Below are 15,622 nucleotides of genomic sequence, written 5' to 3' on the forward strand. Positions count from 1 at the left end.
TTAAGCAAACGGTGATTTTGAAAAATGGGTAACAACGTCGTCGTACTGGGCACCCAATGGGGTGACGAAGGTAAAGGGAAGATCGTCGATCTTCTGACTGAACGGGCTAAATATGTTGTGCGCTACCAGGGCGGTCACAACGCAGGCCATACTCTCGTAATCAACGGTGAAAAAACCGTCCTCCATCTTATTCCATCAGGTATTCTTCGCGAGAATGTAACCAGCATCATCGGTAACGGTGTTGTTCTGTCTCCGTCCGCGCTGATGAAAGAGATGAAAGGGCTGGAAGATCGTGGTATCCCGGTTCGTGAGCGCCTGCTGCTGTCTGAAGCGTGTCCGCTGATCCTTGATTATCATGTTGCGTTAGATAACGCTCGTGAGAAAGCGCGCGGTGAGAAAGCGATCGGTACCACCGGTCGTGGTATCGGCCCGGCTTATGAAGATAAAGTGGCTCGTCGCGGTCTGCGCGTTGGCGATCTGTTTGATAAAGCAACTTTCGCTGAAAAACTGAAAGAAGTGATGGAATATCACAACTTCCAGTTGGTGAATTTCTACAAAGTTGAAGCAGTTGACTACCAGAAAGTGCTGGATGATGTGATGGCGATTGCCGACATCCTGACGTCTATGGTTGTTGATGTTTCCGATCTGCTGGATCAGGCGCGTAAGCGTGGCGATTTCGTCATGTTTGAAGGTGCGCAGGGTACTCTGCTGGATATCGACCACGGTACCTATCCGTACGTAACGTCCTCCAACACCACTGCGGGTGGCGTGGCGACCGGCTCCGGCCTGGGTCCGCGTTATGTGGACTACGTTCTGGGTATCATCAAAGCATACTCCACCCGTGTAGGTGCAGGTCCGTTCCCGACTGAATTGTTTGATGATGTCGGCGAGTTCCTGTGCAAACAAGGTAACGAGTATGGCGCAACGACGGGTCGCCGTCGTCGTACCGGCTGGCTGGACTCCGTCGCTGTGCGCCGTGCGGTACAGATTAACTCCCTGTCTGGCTTCTGCCTGACCAAACTGGACGTACTGGACGGTTTGAAAGAGGTGAAAATCTGTGTTGCTTACCGTATGCCGGATGGCCGCGAAGTCACGACTACTCCGTTGGCAGCAGACGACTGGAAAGGTATTGAGCCGATTTACGAAACCATGCCTGGCTGGTCTGAATCCACCTTTGGTGTGAAGGAACGTAGTGGTCTGCCGCAGGCAGCACTGAACTACATCAAGCGTATTGAAGAACTGACCGGTGTGCCGATTGATATTATCTCAACTGGCCCAGACCGTACTGAAACCATGATCCTGCGCGACCCGTTCGACGCATAATCATGTTTGGCGCAGTGCCGCTGGCGCTGCGCATATCAGGCCTACATGTGTTATTTTGTAGGCCGGATCAGGCGCTTTTCACCGCCATCCGGCTTAACAAAGAGTGAATTCCTCGCTTTTTTCCTTCCCGAACTGAAATAAATTAGCGACCTGGCTGGTGGCTGGTTTATCATCAATATAAATAATACTACCAGGCTTATCCGTTTTATCCCTTTTCCTGAGGTTGATGTGCAGTTAACAAGTTTCACCGATTACGGATTACGTGCGCTAATCTACATGGCGTCGCTACCCGAAGGACGTATGACCAGTATTTCTGAGGTGACAGAAGTCTACGGCGTGTCCCGTAATCATATGGTCAAAATAATCAATCAACTTAGCCGGGCGGGCTTCGTTACTGCTATTCGTGGAAAAAATGGCGGCATCCGCCTGGGCAAACCGGCTAAGGCTATTGGAATTGGTGATGTGGTTCGCGAGCTGGAACCCTTATCGCTGGTTAACTGTAGCAGCGAGTTTTGCCACATTACCCCTGCCTGCCGACTCAAGCAGGCGCTTTCTAAGGCAGTGCAAAGTTTTCTCACGGAACTGGACAACTACACACTTGCTGATTTGGTTGAAGAGAATCAACCGCTTTATAAATTATTGCTGGTGGAGTGACGAAAATCTTCATCAGAGCTGACAATGGAGGAACCTCGATGTCACAAGATCCTTTCCAGGAGCGCGAAGCTGAAAAATACGCGAACCCTATCCCGAGCCGGGAATTTATCCTCGAACATTTAACTAAACGTGAAAAACCGGCCAACCGCGATGAGCTGGCCGCTGAACTCAATATTGAAGGTGAAGAGCAGCTGGAAGCGCTGCGTCGCCGCCTGCGCGCGATGGAGCGTGACGGGCAACTGGTCTTTACCCGTCGTCAGTGCTACGCGCTGCCGGAGCGTCTTGACCTGCTAAAAGGCACCGTTATTGGCCATCGTGATGGCTACGGTTTCTTGCGCGTCGAAGGACGCAAAGATGATTTGTACCTGTCCAGCGAGCAGATGAAAACCTGCATTCATGGCGATCAGGTACTGGCACAACCGCTGGGTGCGGATCGTAAAGGCCGCCGCGAAGCACGTATCGTGCGCGTGCTGGTACCGAAAACTAGCCAGATTGTTGGTCGCTACTTTACTGACGCTGGTGTGGGATTTGTCGTACCGGACGATAGCCGACTGAGTTTTGACATCCTGATCCCGCCTGAAGAGGTGATGGGTGCCCGTATGGGCTTTGTGGTGGTGGTTGAACTCACTCAGCGCCCGACTCGTCGTACCAAAGCGGTGGGTAAAATTGTCGAAGTGCTGGGCGATAATATGGGCACCAGCATGGCCGTTGATATGGCCCTGCGTACTCATGAAATTCCCTATATTTGGCCGCAGGCCGTAGAGAAACAGGTCGCCGGTCTGAAAGAAGAAGTACCGGAAGAAGCGAAAGTCGGGCGTGTTGATTTGCGTGATTTGCCGCTGGTTACAATCGATGGTGAAGATGCGCGTGATTTCGATGATGCCGTCTATTGCGAGAAAAAGCGTGGCGGCGGCTGGCGTTTGTGGGTGGCGATTGCTGACGTAAGTTATTACGTTCGCCCACCGACCCCGCTGGACCAGGAAGCCCGTAGCCGCGGTACATCCGTGTACTTCCCGTCGCAGGTTGTACCGATGCTGCCGGAAGTACTTTCCAACGGATTGTGTTCGCTCAACCCGCAGGTGGACAGGTTGTGTATGGTGTGCGAAATGACCATTTCGTCAAAAGGTCGTTTAACCGGCTTTAAATTCTACGAAGCGGTAATGAGCTCCCATGCTCGTCTGACCTACACCAAAGTCTGGCATATGCTGCAGGGCGATCAGGAACTGCGTGAGCAGTACGCGCCGTTGGTGAAACATATTGAAGAGCTGCATAACCTCTACAAAGTGCTGGATAAAGCGCGTGAAGAGCGCGGCGGTATCTCGTTTGAAAGTGAAGAAGCGAAGTTTATCTTCAATGCTGAACGCCGTATCGAGCGTATTGAACAGACGCAGCGTAATGACGCGCACAAACTGATTGAAGAGTGCATGATCATGGCGAATATCTCAGCGGCGCGATTCGTTGAGAAAGCCAAAGAGCCTGCACTGTTCCGTATTCACGATAAGCCAACGACCGAAGCGATTAATTCTTTCCGCTCGGTACTGGCCGAGCTGGGACTGGAGCTGCCTGGCGGTAACAAACCAGAGCCGCGTGATTATGCTGAACTGCTGGAGTCGATTGCTGACCGACCTGACGCAGAAATGCTGCAAACTATGTTGCTGCGCTCCATGAAACAGGCCATTTACGATCCGGAAAACCGTGGTCACTTTGGTCTGGCGCTGCAATCTTATGCGCACTTCACCTCACCGATTCGTCGTTACCCGGACCTCTCGTTGCACCGTGCTATCAAATATCTGCTGGCGCAGGAGCAGGGTCATAAAGGTAACACCACGGAGACGGGGGGCTACCATTATTCGATGGAAGAGATGCTGCAACTGGGCCAGCACTGTTCGATGGCAGAGCGCCGTGCTGACGAAGCCACGCGCGATGTTTCTGATTGGCTGAAGTGCGATTTTATGCTGGATCAGGTCGGTAATGTCTTTAAGGGCGTTATTGCCAGCGTGACGGGTTTTGGCTTCTTTGTTCGTCTTGATGAGCTGTTTATCGACGGTCTGGTGCATGTCTCCTCGCTGGATAACGACTACTATCGTTTTGACCAGGTAGGGCAACGCCTGACAGGCGAATCCAGCGGTCAGATGTATCGTCTTGGCGATCGTGTGGAAGTCCGTGTGGAAGCCGTCAATATGGACGAGCGCAAAATCGACTTTAGTCTGATTTCCAGCGAACGTGCTCCGCGCAATGAGGGTAAAACCGCGCGCGAAAAAGCCAAAAAAGGCGATGCAGGTAAGAATACCGGTAAACGTCGCCAGATGGGCAAAAAGGTGAATTTCGAGCCGGACAGTGCTTTCCGCGGTGAGAAAAAAGGCAGAGCCAAACCTCAGGCGGATAAAAAAGCGGCTGAGAAAAAAGGCGACAAAAAAGCGAAAAAGCCTTCGGCGAAAACGCTTAAAATCGCTGCCGCCACCAAAGCCAAACGCGCGGCGAAAAAGAAAGTCACGGAATAAGCCATAAACCGTAAGCCGGGTGGCCAGCGTGCCGCCCGGCGTTACACCTAAACTATTAACGAGTACATTCATGAGTGAAATGATTTACGGCATCCATGCGGTGCAGGCTCTGTTGGAGCGTGCGCCTGAGCGCTTTCAGGACGTCTTTATTCTCAAAGGTCGCGAAGATAAACGTCTGCTGCCGCTGATCCATGCACTGGAAGCACAGGGTGTTGTCATCCAGTTAGCTAACCGCCAGTTCCTGGATGAGAAAAGTGAGGGTGCGGTTCATCAGGGGATTATTGCGCGCGTGAAGCCGGGTCGTCAGTATCAGGAAAACGATCTTCCGGATCTGATTTCGGAACTTGACCAGCCGTTCTTTTTGATCCTCGATGGCGTCACCGATCCGCATAACCTGGGCGCATGCCTGCGTAGCGCAGACGCTGCCGGTGTACATGCGGTGATCGTGCCGAAAGATCGTTCTGCACAATTGAATGCGACGGCGAAAAAAGTTGCCTGTGGCGCGGCAGAAAGCGTACCGCTGATCCGCGTGACCAACCTGGCGCGCACCATGCGTATGTTGCAGGAAGAGAACATCTGGATTGTTGGTACCGCGGGCGAAGCTGACCATACGCTGTATCAGAGCAAAATGACCGGGCGTCTGGCACTGGTAATGGGCGCAGAGGGCGAAGGTATGCGTCGCCTGACCCGTGAACATTGTGATGAACTGATCAGCATCCCAATGGCTGGGAGCGTTTCATCGCTTAACGTCTCTGTCGCGACGGGAATTTGCTTGTTTGAAGCCGTCCGTCAGCGCGGGTAATTGATTCCCTCTTCTCTTAAGCCATCCTTCGGGATGGCTTTTTTGTGACCTTTATCCCAGGCATCCTCTTCTCTGACTGACCATACTTATGGCGACGGCCATTGACGGAGGGAGACACAATGCACTGGCAAACGCATACCGTTTTTAACCAACCTGTACCGCTCAATAACAGCAACTTATACCTGTCCGATGGCGCACTGTGTGAAGCCGTTGCTCGCGAAGGCGCGGGCTGGGACAGCGATCTTCTCGCCAGTATTGGCCAGCAATTAGGGACCGCGGAATCGCTTGAGTTGGGCCGCCTGGCCAATGCCTTTCCCCCCGAATTATTGCGTTACGATCCGCAAGGGCAACGACTGGATGATGTGCGGTTTCATCCCGCGTGGCATTTACTGATGCAGGGATTGTGCGCAAACCGCGTGCATAACCTGGCCTGGGAAGAGGAGGCCAGGCAGGGCACGTTTGTTGCCCGGGCTGCACGTTTTATGCTGCATGCGCAGGTGGAGGCGGGCACCTTGTGCCCGATAACCATGACCTTTGCCGCCACGCCGCTGTTACTGCAGATGCTACCTTCACAATTTCATGATTGGTTTACCCCTCTGCGCAGCGATCGCTATGACTCACATTTGCTGCCCGGTGGACAAAAGCGTGGGGTGCTGATTGGTATGGGAATGACGGAGAAGCAAGGGGGTTCAGATGTGCTGAGCAATACCACTCAGGCTGAACGTCTTGCAGATGGCTCATATCGCCTGGTGGGACATAAATGGTTTTTCTCCGTGCCGCAAAGCGATGCGCATTTGGTACTGGCGCAGACAAGGGGGGGCTTATCCTGCTTCTTTGTACCGCGATTCTTACCTGATGGTCGACGCAACGCCATCCGCCTTGAACGCCTGAAAGATAAGCTCGGTAACCGTTCTAATGCCAGTTGCGAGGTCGAGTTTCAGGATGCTATCGGCTGGCTGCTGGGCGAGGAAGGGGAAGGTATTCGCCACATCCTGAAAATGGGCGGTATGACGCGTTTCGACTGCGCGCTGGGTAGTCACAGCATGATGCGACGTGCTTTTTCCGTGGCGATTTATCATGCACATCAGCGGCAGGTATTTGGTAAACCTTTGATCGAACAACCGATGATGCGTCAGGTACTAAGCCGAATGGCATTGCAGTTGGAAGGGCAGACCGCATTATTGTTTCGGCTGGCGCGAGCCTGGGATCGCCGCACCGATGCGAAAGAAGCCCTGTGGGCCAGATTATTCACACCCGCAGCGAAATTTGCCATCTGCAAAAATGGCATGCCGTTTGTTGCCGAGGCGATGGAAGTGCTGGGCGGAATTGGCTATTGCGAGGAGAGTGAGTTGCCGCGTTTGTACCGTGAAATGCCGGTAAACAGTATCTGGGAAGGCTCCGGCAACATCATGTGTCTTGATGTATTGCGGGTACTGACGAAACAACCCGGCATGTACGATATGCTCAGTGAGGCTTTTGCCGAAGTAAAAGGGCAAGATCGTCATTACGATCGGATGGTGCGTCAGTTGCAGCAACACCTGCGTAAGCCCAGTGAGGCGTTGGCGAGGGAGATTACGCAGCAGCTTTTTCTGCTCGGGTGTGGCGCGCAGGTACTGCGTTATGCCTCTCCGCCAGTCGCGCAGGCCTGGTGTCAGATGATGTTGGATACGCGTGGTGTAAAACAGTTGTCTGCACAGGTGCAGAGTGATTTGCTACTGCGGGCGACGGGAGGAATACGGTAAGACTATGCCAGATGGCGATGCTGTCGCGTCGTATTCTGCCTACGTTCAATACCGGCAGGATACGTTTACGCCATCCGGCAATTTGTTATGCATAAAGTATGGCCTGTACGCGCCAGTTATCTGGCTGCTGTTCTTCATACATCTGAATAATCCGGTACCATGAGGCACCTTGTTCATCCGCTTTTAACGCCACAACGCGTTCTACGTCCTGCGGGTTTCCTGCAATGTTACTGACCGATATCAGGCCAATTTCGTTCAGGCCTGTTACGCAGTCAGCACTGGCGAACTCGGCAGACTGCGCCGTTGTACCGACCAGTCCGGCAGAAAGCAGCAGTGAGGATAAGGCAAGTGATTGTTTCATCGTCAGCTCCATTATTCGTACCCCTACACATGGCAGGGCATTCCATCGCGATAATAAACCTCAAGCTCCCTGCTGTTGGTTTATTGTGCACAGGTAAACGCATAGGGGCGCAAAGCAATGTAAAGCTGACTAAATTTCAACCCAATGTTATTTACGATACAAAATAGCTTGTGAATACCATTGGCCTGTCACTACGGTCTCATCAACTAATAAGACAACGTAATAATCAGCTTTAGCCGCGACGGCTTTGGCACGGATCTCTGCCAGCGCATCATCTGGAGAGCCTCTTACCAGCGCATTGACTGTCCCTATTCGCTGCAACCCGTTGCTCTGGTCGCGGCGGATTTCTTGCGGGTGGTCGGCTACGGGCGGTGCAGGTTGTGGTGTACCCTGTAATACGCTACAGGCGCTTAAAAACGTCACCAGCAACAAAGAGGCAAACCGACGCATAACTCTATCTCGTTTCCTGATAGCCATAGTGTAGTGCCTTATTAAATTCCCTTTAGGGGAATGTTCCCGAATTGTTATCTCTCACGCGATTTTCGAATGAAAATGTTGCGAAAGCGTAACCCAGTTCTCAACATTATGAATCATTGCTGAACACATTCACTTGCGTTAAGTATTTCTCCATGGCATACCAGAAAAAAAGAGGCGACAAATGATAGAAATTGAAACATGCCAGCTGGCTGGTATCCCTGTCTTGCACGCCGTTCCTGCGGGTAAACGCGAATGTTCACTCCCTTGTATTATCTTCTATCACGGGTTTACCTCTTCTGGTCTGGTCTACAGCTATTTTGCCGTTGCTCTGGCACAGGCCGGATTCCGGGTCGTGATGCCAGATGCGCCCGATCATGGTGCCCGCTTCACTCGCGATGCGCAGGGGAGAATGTATCGCTTCTGGCAGATTTTGCAGCAAAATATGCAGGAGTTTGCGACGTTACGTGCGGCGCTGGTGGCAGAAAATTGGCTATCAGATGAACGTCTTGCCGTCGGGGGAGCCTCAATGGGGGCAATGACGGCTCTGGGCATTATGGCGCGTCATCCTGACGTAAAATGTGCAGCGAGCCTGATGGGTTCGGGGTATTTTACCCGGCTTGCACAAACGCTTTTCCCCCCCGTAGTGGTTCAGACGCCAGAACAGCAGGCGGAATTTGATAAGATTATCGCCCCACTGGCCGAGTGGGATGTTACACATCAGTTGCAACGTCTGGCCGACAGACCATTACTGTTGTGGCATGGCCAGGATGACGATGTGGTTCCGGCTGTGGAAACGTTCCGTTTGCAGCAGGCGTTAATTCAGGCAGGTCTGGATAACAATCTAACCTGCCTGTGGGAAGCGGGAGTCCGACACCGCATCACGCCAGAAGCGCTCGCTGCGACAGTATCGTTTTTCCGCCAGCACCTCTAAACCCGTAAAATGTTCACGCCCTGAGCTTCAAGTTGTTCCAGGATCTCAGGGTTAGCATTTTTGCCGGTAATCAGCATATCGATTTGATCGGCACGGCTGAACAACATTCCCGCACGTTCTCCAACTTTACTGCTATCGACCAGCACCACCAGTTTGCCGACCACGTTGAGCATCTTTTGCTCGGCCATTGCCGTCAGCATATCGGTTTTATACAGTCCATCAGCGGTCAGCCCTTTACCACTCGTAAACATCCAGTGTCCGGCATACAGGCTATTTTCGCTGCCCTGTGGGCTAAGTGTGATGGATTGGCTCTTGTTGTATTGCCCTCCCATGATGATCACGCTTTCATGCTCCTGGTCGATCAGATAGTTTGCCAGTGGCAGATAATTGGTGATGATCTGCACGGGTTTGCCGCACATTTCGCGTCCGAGCAGGAAGGCGGTTGATCCGCAGTTGATCACCACGCTTTCGCCTGCATTCACTAACTGGGATGCCGCTTTGGCAATGCGAACTTTTTCATCGTGATTCTGTGCCTGGTGCAGATTCATCGGTGTCCAGCGTGGGCGCTGCTGGGTGATTGCTTCTGCGCCGTTACGGACTTTCTTGAGTTTGCCGCTTTCGTCGAGCTTGTTGATATCCCTGCGTGCTGTGGCCGGTGAAATCCCCAGGCGCTCAATTACGTTCTCAACGGTAACAAAGCCCAATTGCGCCAGCATATCCAGCAATATTTGATGTCTTTGTGCTTCAGTCATGAGCTATTCCGATACAAATTGATTTGAAAAGATGATATTTGAAATAGCCTGGAAATACTAAGTAAATGGGAAAAAATGCCGGGAGAAACCGGCATTTTGTATGGATTACAGGAAGGATTTAAACGGTAAATCCGGCTCAATCGTAAAGCAGTCATCAAAGCCGCGTGGATAGTGATATTCGAAGTTATCTTTATCCAGTGGCCAGGTGAACTTGCCGCCGACCTGCCAGATAAACGGTTTGAAATTATACTTCAGGCGGTCTTTTTTCATGTCCCACAGGACGCGGATCTCCTGTGGATCAGCCTGGAAGTTTGACCAAATATCATGATGGAAAGGGATCACCACTTTTGTATTCAAGGATTCCGCCATACGCAGTATGTCGGAACTGGTCATCTTGTCCGTAATCCCACGTGGGTTTTCACCGTAGGAGCCGAGTGCGACGTCGATCTGATACTCATTTCCGTGCTTGGCGTAGTAGTTTGAGTAGTGGGAGTCGCCACTGTGGTACAACGTGCCGCCCGGAGTCTTGAACAGATAGTTGACTGCGCGTGCATCCATACCATCTGGCAGAACGCCTGCGGCTTTTTGGTCGGCTGGCAGGGTGATTAACGCAGTACGGTCGAACGCGTCAAACGCATGAATTTCAATATCTTTTATCTTAACAACATCACCTGGTTTTACCACAATACAGCGCTCTTGTGGTACGCCCCAACCTATCCACAGATCGACACAGGTTTGTGGTCCAATAAACGGGACATTGTCAGCACAGTTCTGCATGATGGCAGCGGCGACATTCACATCAATGTGATCGTTATGATCGTGCGTAGCAAGAACCGCATCGATCTGACGAATAGCAAACGGATCAAGGACAAACGGCGTCGTGCGCAGATTGGGTTGTAGTTTCTTTACACCCGCCATGCGCTGCATTTGGTGGCCGGTTTTCATCAGTGGATTGCCGTGGCTTTGTTTACCGGTGCCGCACCAGAAATCGACGCAGACGTTCGTCCCGCCTTCCGACTTCAGCCAAATTCCAGTACAGCCAAGCCACCACATCGCAAAGGTGCCCGGTGCAACCTGTTCCTGCTCGATCTCTTCATTTAGCCAACTTCCCCATTCCGGGAATGTGTTCAGGATCCATGATTCACGCGTGATGCTTTTTACTTTACTCATCGCATTTACCCTCATGTTTATTCATATCGAATCATAACGTGATTTAATTTGATTGATACTGACATCATTTTATCAAGAAGGCAATGTGCTGATTTTTTATGTCACCGCAAGGAATGGGGAGAATTCACAGGGTTATAAGTTGTTTTTGTATCAGTGTTTAATTGTATTTATTTGTTTTATCAGAAGTTATTTTTTTACTGCTGAATAGCGAACAAGACCTTTCTTACAGTGAGAGAATTATTTGCGTACTGCATCACATTTAATCAAATTCAATCTTGTTGTGATTACTTTTGAAAACTAGAGTGGGGGCACAACATCCTGGGCATCTGTAATGAATGTTCAGCAACTTCGTCTACTGGAGATCGTTATGGAGATCCTCTACAACATCTTTACCGTCTTTTTTAATCAGGTTATGACTAACGCCCCACTGCTGCTGGGGATTGTGACCTGTCTCGGCTACATCTTGCTGCGTAAAAGTGTCAGCGTCATTATCAAAGGCACGATCAAAACGATCATCGGCTTTATGTTGCTGCAGGCAGGGTCCGGCATCCTGACCAGCACGTTCAAACCGGTAGTGGCTAAGATGTCTGAGGTCTATGGCATCAATGGGGCAATTTCAGATACCTATGCCTCAATGATGGCAACCATTGAACGCATGGGGGATGCCTATAGCTGGGTGGGGTATGCGGTGCTGTTAGCGCTGGCGCTGAATATTTGTTACGTACTTCTTCGACGTATTACCGGTATCCGCACCATCATGTTGACCGGACACATCATGTTCCAACAGGCAGGGCTGATTGCGGTTTCTCTGTATATCTTTGGTTACCCGATGTGGACCACCATTATCTGTACGGCGGTACTGGTGTCGCTCTATTGGGGTATTACCTCCAATATGATGTATAAGCCGACGCAAGAAGTGACCGATGGCTGTGGCTTCTCCATTGGTCACCAGCAGCAGTTCGCCTCCTGGATTGCTTACAAAATTGCCCCCTATCTCGGTAAGAAAGAAGAGAGTGTCGAAGACCTTAAACTGCCGGGCTGGCTGAATATCTTCCATGACAACATCGTTTCAACCGCGATCGTGATGACTCTTTTCTTCGGTGCAATTCTGCTCTCTTTTGGTATTGATGTGGTCCAGGCGATGGCGGGAAAAACGCACTGGACGGTGTATATCCTGCAAACTGGTTTCTCGTTCGCTGTTGCCATTTTCATCATCACCCAGGGTGTGCGTATGTTCGTTGCTGAACTTTCAGAAGCGTTCAACGGTATTTCTCAACGTTTGATTCCTGGGGCAGTACTGGCGATTGACTGTGCGGCGATATACAGCTTTGCCCCAAACGCTGTGGTCTGGGGTTTTATGTGGGGCACCATTGGTCAACTGATTGCTGTTGGCATTCTGGTAGGCCTCGGCTCTTCCATTCTGATTATTCCCGGCTTTATTCCAATGTTCTTCTCTAACGCCACTATCGGCGTATTTGCTAACCATTTTGGCGGCTGGCGAGCGGCGCTCAAGATTTGTCTGGTGATGGGCATGATCGAAATATTTGGCTGTGTCTGGGCGGTAAAACTCACCGGTATGAGCGCCTGGATGGGAATGGCTGACTGGTCGATTCTGGCTCCACCTATGATGCAAGGGTTTGCCTCTATCGGACTGATTTTTATGGCCGTCATTATTCTGATTGCACTGGCTTATATGTTTTTCGCAGGACGCACGTTGCGCGCTGAGGAAGACGCAGAAAAACAACTGGCAGAACAGTCTGCTTAATAAGGAGTTCCGATTATGACCGTACGTATTCTGGCTGTATGTGGCAACGGACAGGGCAGTTCCATGATCATGAAAATGAAGGTGGATCAGTTTTTAACTCAGTCAAATATTGACCACACGGTGAATAGCTGTGCAGTGGGTGAGTACAAAAGTGAACTGAGCGGCGCGGACATCATCATCGCCTCTACCCACATCGCCGGCGAAATTACCGTTTCTGGCAATAAGTATGTTGTAGGGGTGCGCAACATGCTGTCTCCCGCTGATTTTGGTCCAAAACTGCTGGAAGTGATTAAAGAACACTTTCCGCAGGACGTGAAGTAAGGACACGGAATATGAAACTACGAGATTCGCTGGCGGACAATAACGCCATCCTTTTACAGGCTGACGCCAGTAACTGGCAGGACGCGGTAAAGCTGGGCGTGGATCTGCTGGTTAAGGCTGATGTGGTCGAGCCACGCTACTACCAGGCTATTCTCGACGGGGTTGCACAGCACGGTCCTTATTTTGTGATTGCCCCTGGGCTGGCTATGCCGCATGGGCGCCCTGAAGAGGGGGTTAAAAAAACCGGTTTTGCGTTGGTCACGCTGAAAACACCGTTAGTGTTCAACCATGAAGATAATGACCCGGTCGACATCCTGATCACAATGGCGGCGGTTGATGCTAATACGCATCAGGAAGTCGGCATCATGCAGATCGTTAACCTGTTTGATGATGAAGCCAATTTTGACCGTTTACGCGCCTGCCGCACCGCGCAGGAAGTGCTGGATTTAATTGATAACGCCACTGCGGCGGCTGTTTAAAGGAACAATAAAATGTCATTACCTATGTTGCAGGTTGCGCTGGATAACCAATCAATGGCTTCTGCGTATGAAACGACGCGGCTGATTGCCGAAGAGGTGGATATTATTGAGGTCGGCACCATCCTTTGTGTTGCTGAAGGCGTACGCGCCGTACGTGATCTGAAGGCGCTCTATCCACATAAAATTGTGCTGGCGGATGCCAAAATTGCCGATGCGGGAAAAATCCTGTCGCGTATGTGCTTTGAAGCCAATGCCGACTGGGTCACTGTGATTTGCTGTGCAGATATCAATACTGCCAAAGGTGCGCTGGAAGTGGCGCACGAGTTTAACGGCGACGTACAGATTGAACTGACTGGCTATTGGACGTGGGAACAAGCACAAGAGTGGCGCGAAGCGGGTATTGGGCAGGTGGTATATCACCGCAGCCGCGATGCGCAGGCGGCCGGTGTGGCATGGGGGGAGGCGGATATCAGTGCCATCAAACGTCTGTCTGATATGGGCTTCAAGGTCACCGTTACCGGGGGGCTGGCGCTGGAAGACCTGCCGCTGTTCCAGGGGATTCCGATTCATGTCTTTATTGCTGGTCGCAGCATCCGCGACGCCGCCTCTCCGGTGGAGGCTGCGCGTCAGTTCAAACGTTCCATTGCCCAACTGTGGGGATAAGGAGCGGACATGTTGTCAAAACAGATCCCACTTGGCATCTATGAAAAAGCGCTCCCTGCCGGGGAGTGTTGGCTGGCGCGCCTACGCCTGGCAAAGGAGTTGGGTTTTGACTTTGTCGAAATGTCGGTTGATGAAACCGACGCGCGCCTGTCGCGGCTTGACTGGAGTCGCGAACAGCGTCTTACGCTGGTCACCGCTATTGCCGAAACCGGTGTGCGTGTCCCCTCTATGTGCCTGAGCGCCCACCGTCGTTTCCCGCTGGGTAGTGAAGATGATGCGGTACGCGAGCAGGGGCTTGAGATTATGCGTAAAGCGATTCGGTTTGCGCAGGATATCGGTATTCGCGTTATTCAACTGGCGGGTTACGACGTCTATTACCAGCAGGCCAATAACGAAACGCGCCGTCGGTTTCGTGATGGGCTGAAAGAGAGTGTCGAGATGGCGAGTCGCGCACAGGTCACACTGGCGATGGAGATCATGGATTATCCGTTGATGAATTCGATCAGTAAGGCGCTGGGCTATGCCCACTACCTCAATAATCCGTGGTTCCAGCTCTATCCTGACATTGGCAATTTGTCGGCGTGGGATAATGACGTACAGATGGAACTGCAGGCGGGTGTTGGGCATATCGTGGCGGTGCATGTGAAAGATACCCGGCCGGGTATCTTTAAAAATGTCCCCTTCGGTGAAGGGGTTGTTGATTTCGAACGCTGTTTCGAGACGCTCAAGCAGAGTGGGTATTGCGGGCCATACCTGATTGAAATGTGGAGTGAAACGGCGGAGAACCCCGTGCTAGAAGTGGCAAAGGCGCGCGATTGGGTGAAAGCGCGGATGGCCAGTGCCGGTCTGATGGAGGCAACATGATACAAGAGCTCAAGCAGCAGGTTTTTGCAGCTAACATGGATCTTCCACGCTACGGGCTGGTGACCTTTACCTGGGGCAACGTCAGCGCCATCAATCGTGAACATGGGCTGGTGGTGATTAAACCTAGCGGTGTTGCCTACGAAACCATGCAGGTCGACGACATGGTGGTGGTAGATTTGGACGGAAACGTGGTTGAAGGGCGCTATCGCCCTTCATCTGACACGGCCACGCATCTGGCGCTGTACTGCCGTTATCCGTCGCTTGGCGGCGTGGTGCATACCCACTCAACTCATGCCACAGCGTGGGCGCAAGCGGGGCAGTCCATTCCGGCGCTTGGCACAACGCATGCAGATTACTTCTTTGGCGATATTCCCTGTACCAGGGCGTTAAACGAAGCAGAAGTGCAGGACGAATATGAGTTGAATACCGGTAAGGTCATCATTGAAACACTGGGAGACGCTGCGCCACTGCATACGCCTGGCGTCGTCGTGTACCAGCATGGCCCGTTTGCCTGGGGGAAAGACGCTTATGAGGCGGTGCATAACGCGGTGGTGATGGAAGAGGTGGCAAGAATGGCGTGGATTGCGCGTGGCATCAACCCGGCGCTAAACCCCATTGATGGTTATCTGATGAAAAAGCATTTTATGCGTAAGCATGGCCCAAACGCCTATTATGGACAGAAGTAACGGCTAAGTCCTGGAGCCAAATCATTCAGGGGATGTTATCGATCTGGCTTCAGGGCTTTTTTGCAAAAAAAGCCCCCAATAAAGGGGGCAAGTCAAACTGTGGCAATGTTCTCGTTGGTTATTTCCGGGTG

16 protein-coding genes are annotated in these 15,622 nt (G+C 51.7%); 12 read left to right on the plus strand and 4 right to left on the minus strand.

Annotated elements, in window-relative coordinates; translation table 11 throughout:
* The first annotated feature begins 24 nt into the window (after nucleotides 1–24).
* The 5 genes from purA to NNN64_RS01935 all read left to right on the plus strand — a co-directional run bounded on the left by purA (nucleotide 25) and on the right by NNN64_RS01935 (nucleotide 7,022).
* Complete coding sequence (gene purA / locus NNN64_RS01915) at nucleotides 25–1,323, plus strand: adenylosuccinate synthase (protein ID WP_005134423.1); 1,299 nt, start codon at nucleotides 25–27, stop codon at nucleotides 1,321–1,323.
* Nucleotides 1,324–1,551: 228 nt separating this feature from the next.
* Entirely contained in the window at nucleotides 1,552–1,977 is a 426-nt protein-coding gene (gene nsrR / locus NNN64_RS01920; RefSeq protein WP_005134424.1) for a nitric oxide-sensing transcriptional repressor NsrR, read from the plus strand.
* Between the two features lie 38 nt (nucleotides 1,978–2,015).
* Nucleotides 2,016–4,478 carry a ribonuclease R gene (gene rnr / locus NNN64_RS01925; RefSeq protein WP_271440278.1) on the plus strand — a complete coding sequence of 821 codons (2,463 nt, stop codon included), beginning with the start codon at nucleotides 2,016–2,018 and terminating at the stop codon, nucleotides 4,476–4,478.
* Nucleotides 4,479–4,548: 70 nt separating this feature from the next.
* Nucleotides 4,549–5,280, plus strand: coding sequence for a 23S rRNA (guanosine(2251)-2'-O)-methyltransferase RlmB (rlmB, locus tag NNN64_RS01930; RefSeq protein ID WP_271440279.1), 732 nt, complete (start codon nucleotides 4,549–4,551; stop codon nucleotides 5,278–5,280).
* 119 nt (nucleotides 5,281–5,399) lie between these two features.
* On the plus strand, nucleotides 5,400–7,022 hold the full coding sequence (locus NNN64_RS01935) for an isovaleryl-CoA dehydrogenase (protein ID WP_271440280.1): 1,623 nt from the start codon (nucleotides 5,400–5,402) through the stop codon (nucleotides 7,020–7,022).
* 85 nt (nucleotides 7,023–7,107) lie between these two features.
* Here the strand turns inward: NNN64_RS01935 and yjfN are convergent, their stop codons facing one another.
* A complete protein-coding gene (gene yjfN, locus NNN64_RS01940) occupies nucleotides 7,108–7,383 on the minus strand; it encodes a DUF1471 family protease activator YjfN (RefSeq protein ID WP_005134428.1) in 276 nt (91 codons plus the stop codon).
* Between the two features lie 147 nt (nucleotides 7,384–7,530).
* Nucleotides 7,531–7,860 carry a biofilm peroxide resistance protein BsmA gene (gene bsmA, locus NNN64_RS01945; protein ID WP_271440281.1) on the minus strand — a complete coding sequence of 110 codons (330 nt, stop codon included), beginning with the start codon at nucleotides 7,858–7,860 and terminating at the stop codon, nucleotides 7,531–7,533.
* Nucleotides 7,861–8,041: 181 nt separating this feature from the next.
* Here bsmA and yjfP point away from each other — a divergent pair, with 181 nt between their 5' ends.
* Nucleotides 8,042–8,791, plus strand: a complete 750-nt coding sequence (yjfP, locus tag NNN64_RS01950; protein ID WP_271440282.1) for an esterase — start codon at nucleotides 8,042–8,044, stop codon at nucleotides 8,789–8,791.
* On the opposite strand, the gene ulaR is transcribed toward yjfP, so the two are convergent.
* On the minus strand, nucleotides 8,788–9,543 hold the full coding sequence (gene ulaR, locus NNN64_RS01955; protein ID WP_271440283.1) for an HTH-type transcriptional regulator UlaR: 756 nt from the start codon (nucleotides 9,541–9,543) through the stop codon (nucleotides 8,788–8,790). The genes yjfP and ulaR overlap by 4 nt on opposite strands.
* Nucleotides 9,544–9,648: 105 nt before the next feature.
* The gene (gene ulaG, locus NNN64_RS01960; RefSeq protein WP_271440284.1) at nucleotides 9,649–10,713 is read right to left on the minus strand and encodes an L-ascorbate 6-phosphate lactonase; all 1,065 of its coding nucleotides are present in this window, start codon (nucleotides 10,711–10,713) and stop codon (nucleotides 9,649–9,651) included.
* Nucleotides 10,714–11,080: 367 nt separating this feature from the next.
* Between ulaG and ulaA the strand changes: the two genes are divergently transcribed.
* From ulaA to NNN64_RS01990, 6 genes are read left to right on the plus strand one after another with little or no spacing between them, the layout of a single operon-like run.
* Nucleotides 11,081–12,478 carry a PTS ascorbate transporter subunit IIC gene (ulaA, locus tag NNN64_RS01965; protein WP_271440340.1) on the plus strand — a complete coding sequence of 466 codons (1,398 nt, stop codon included), beginning with the start codon at nucleotides 11,081–11,083 and terminating at the stop codon, nucleotides 12,476–12,478.
* Between the two features lie 15 nt (nucleotides 12,479–12,493).
* Nucleotides 12,494–12,799: a PTS ascorbate transporter subunit IIB gene (gene ulaB / locus NNN64_RS01970; protein WP_045439008.1), complete on the plus strand. Its 306-nt coding sequence runs from the start codon at nucleotides 12,494–12,496 to the stop codon at nucleotides 12,797–12,799.
* Nucleotides 12,800–12,810: 11 nt separating this feature from the next.
* Nucleotides 12,811–13,278, plus strand: coding sequence for a PTS ascorbate transporter subunit IIA (gene ulaC, locus NNN64_RS01975; RefSeq protein WP_271440285.1), 468 nt, complete (start codon nucleotides 12,811–12,813; stop codon nucleotides 13,276–13,278).
* A gap of 12 nt (nucleotides 13,279–13,290) precedes the next feature.
* Nucleotides 13,291–13,941 carry a 3-keto-L-gulonate-6-phosphate decarboxylase UlaD gene (gene ulaD, locus NNN64_RS01980; protein WP_271440286.1) on the plus strand — a complete coding sequence of 217 codons (651 nt, stop codon included), beginning with the start codon at nucleotides 13,291–13,293 and terminating at the stop codon, nucleotides 13,939–13,941.
* A gap of 9 nt (nucleotides 13,942–13,950) precedes the next feature.
* Nucleotides 13,951–14,805: an L-ribulose-5-phosphate 3-epimerase gene (locus NNN64_RS01985; RefSeq protein WP_271440287.1), complete on the plus strand. Its 855-nt coding sequence runs from the start codon at nucleotides 13,951–13,953 to the stop codon at nucleotides 14,803–14,805.
* On the plus strand, nucleotides 14,805–15,491 hold the full coding sequence (locus tag NNN64_RS01990; RefSeq protein ID WP_271440341.1) for an L-ribulose-5-phosphate 4-epimerase: 687 nt from the start codon (nucleotides 14,805–14,807) through the stop codon (nucleotides 15,489–15,491). The genes NNN64_RS01985 and NNN64_RS01990 overlap by 1 nt, the downstream gene beginning before the upstream one ends.
* Nucleotides 15,492–15,622: the final 131 nt, after the last annotated feature.

The organism is Citrobacter sp. Igbk 14, from assembly GCF_028069825.1.
In the GTDB taxonomy this organism is placed as follows: Bacteria; Pseudomonadota; Gammaproteobacteria; order Enterobacterales; family Enterobacteriaceae; genus Citrobacter.

Bases quoted from the DNA above. Each gene is read 5' to 3' on its own strand.
- bsmA (WP_271440281.1), bottom strand. From the start codon at position 7,860: ATGGCTATCAGGAAACGAGATAGAGTTATGCGTCGGTTTGCCTCTTTG.
- rnr (WP_271440278.1), top strand. From the start codon at position 2,016: ATGTCACAAGATCCTTTCCAGGAGCGCGAAGCTGAAAAATACGCGAAC.
- ulaR (WP_271440283.1), bottom strand. From the start codon at position 9,543: ATGACTGAAGCACAAAGACATCAAATATTGCTGGATATGCTGGCGCAA.
- ulaA (WP_271440340.1), top strand. From the start codon at position 11,081: ATGGAGATCCTCTACAACATCTTTACCGTCTTTTTTAATCAGGTTATG.
- purA (WP_005134423.1), top strand. From the start codon at position 25: ATGGGTAACAACGTCGTCGTACTGGGCACCCAATGGGGTGACGAAGGT.
- ulaD (WP_271440286.1), top strand. From the start codon at position 13,291: ATGTCATTACCTATGTTGCAGGTTGCGCTGGATAACCAATCAATGGCT.
- yjfP (WP_271440282.1), top strand. From the start codon at position 8,042: ATGATAGAAATTGAAACATGCCAGCTGGCTGGTATCCCTGTCTTGCAC.
- ulaC (WP_271440285.1), top strand. From the start codon at position 12,811: ATGAAACTACGAGATTCGCTGGCGGACAATAACGCCATCCTTTTACAG.
- ulaB (WP_045439008.1), top strand. From the start codon at position 12,494: ATGACCGTACGTATTCTGGCTGTATGTGGCAACGGACAGGGCAGTTCC.
- NNN64_RS01935 (WP_271440280.1), top strand. From the start codon at position 5,400: ATGCACTGGCAAACGCATACCGTTTTTAACCAACCTGTACCGCTCAAT.
- NNN64_RS01985 (WP_271440287.1), top strand. From the start codon at position 13,951: ATGTTGTCAAAACAGATCCCACTTGGCATCTATGAAAAAGCGCTCCCT.
- rlmB (WP_271440279.1), top strand. From the start codon at position 4,549: ATGAGTGAAATGATTTACGGCATCCATGCGGTGCAGGCTCTGTTGGAG.
- ulaG (WP_271440284.1), bottom strand. From the start codon at position 10,713: ATGAGTAAAGTAAAAAGCATCACGCGTGAATCATGGATCCTGAACACA.
- yjfN (WP_005134428.1), bottom strand. From the start codon at position 7,383: ATGAAACAATCACTTGCCTTATCCTCACTGCTGCTTTCTGCCGGACTG.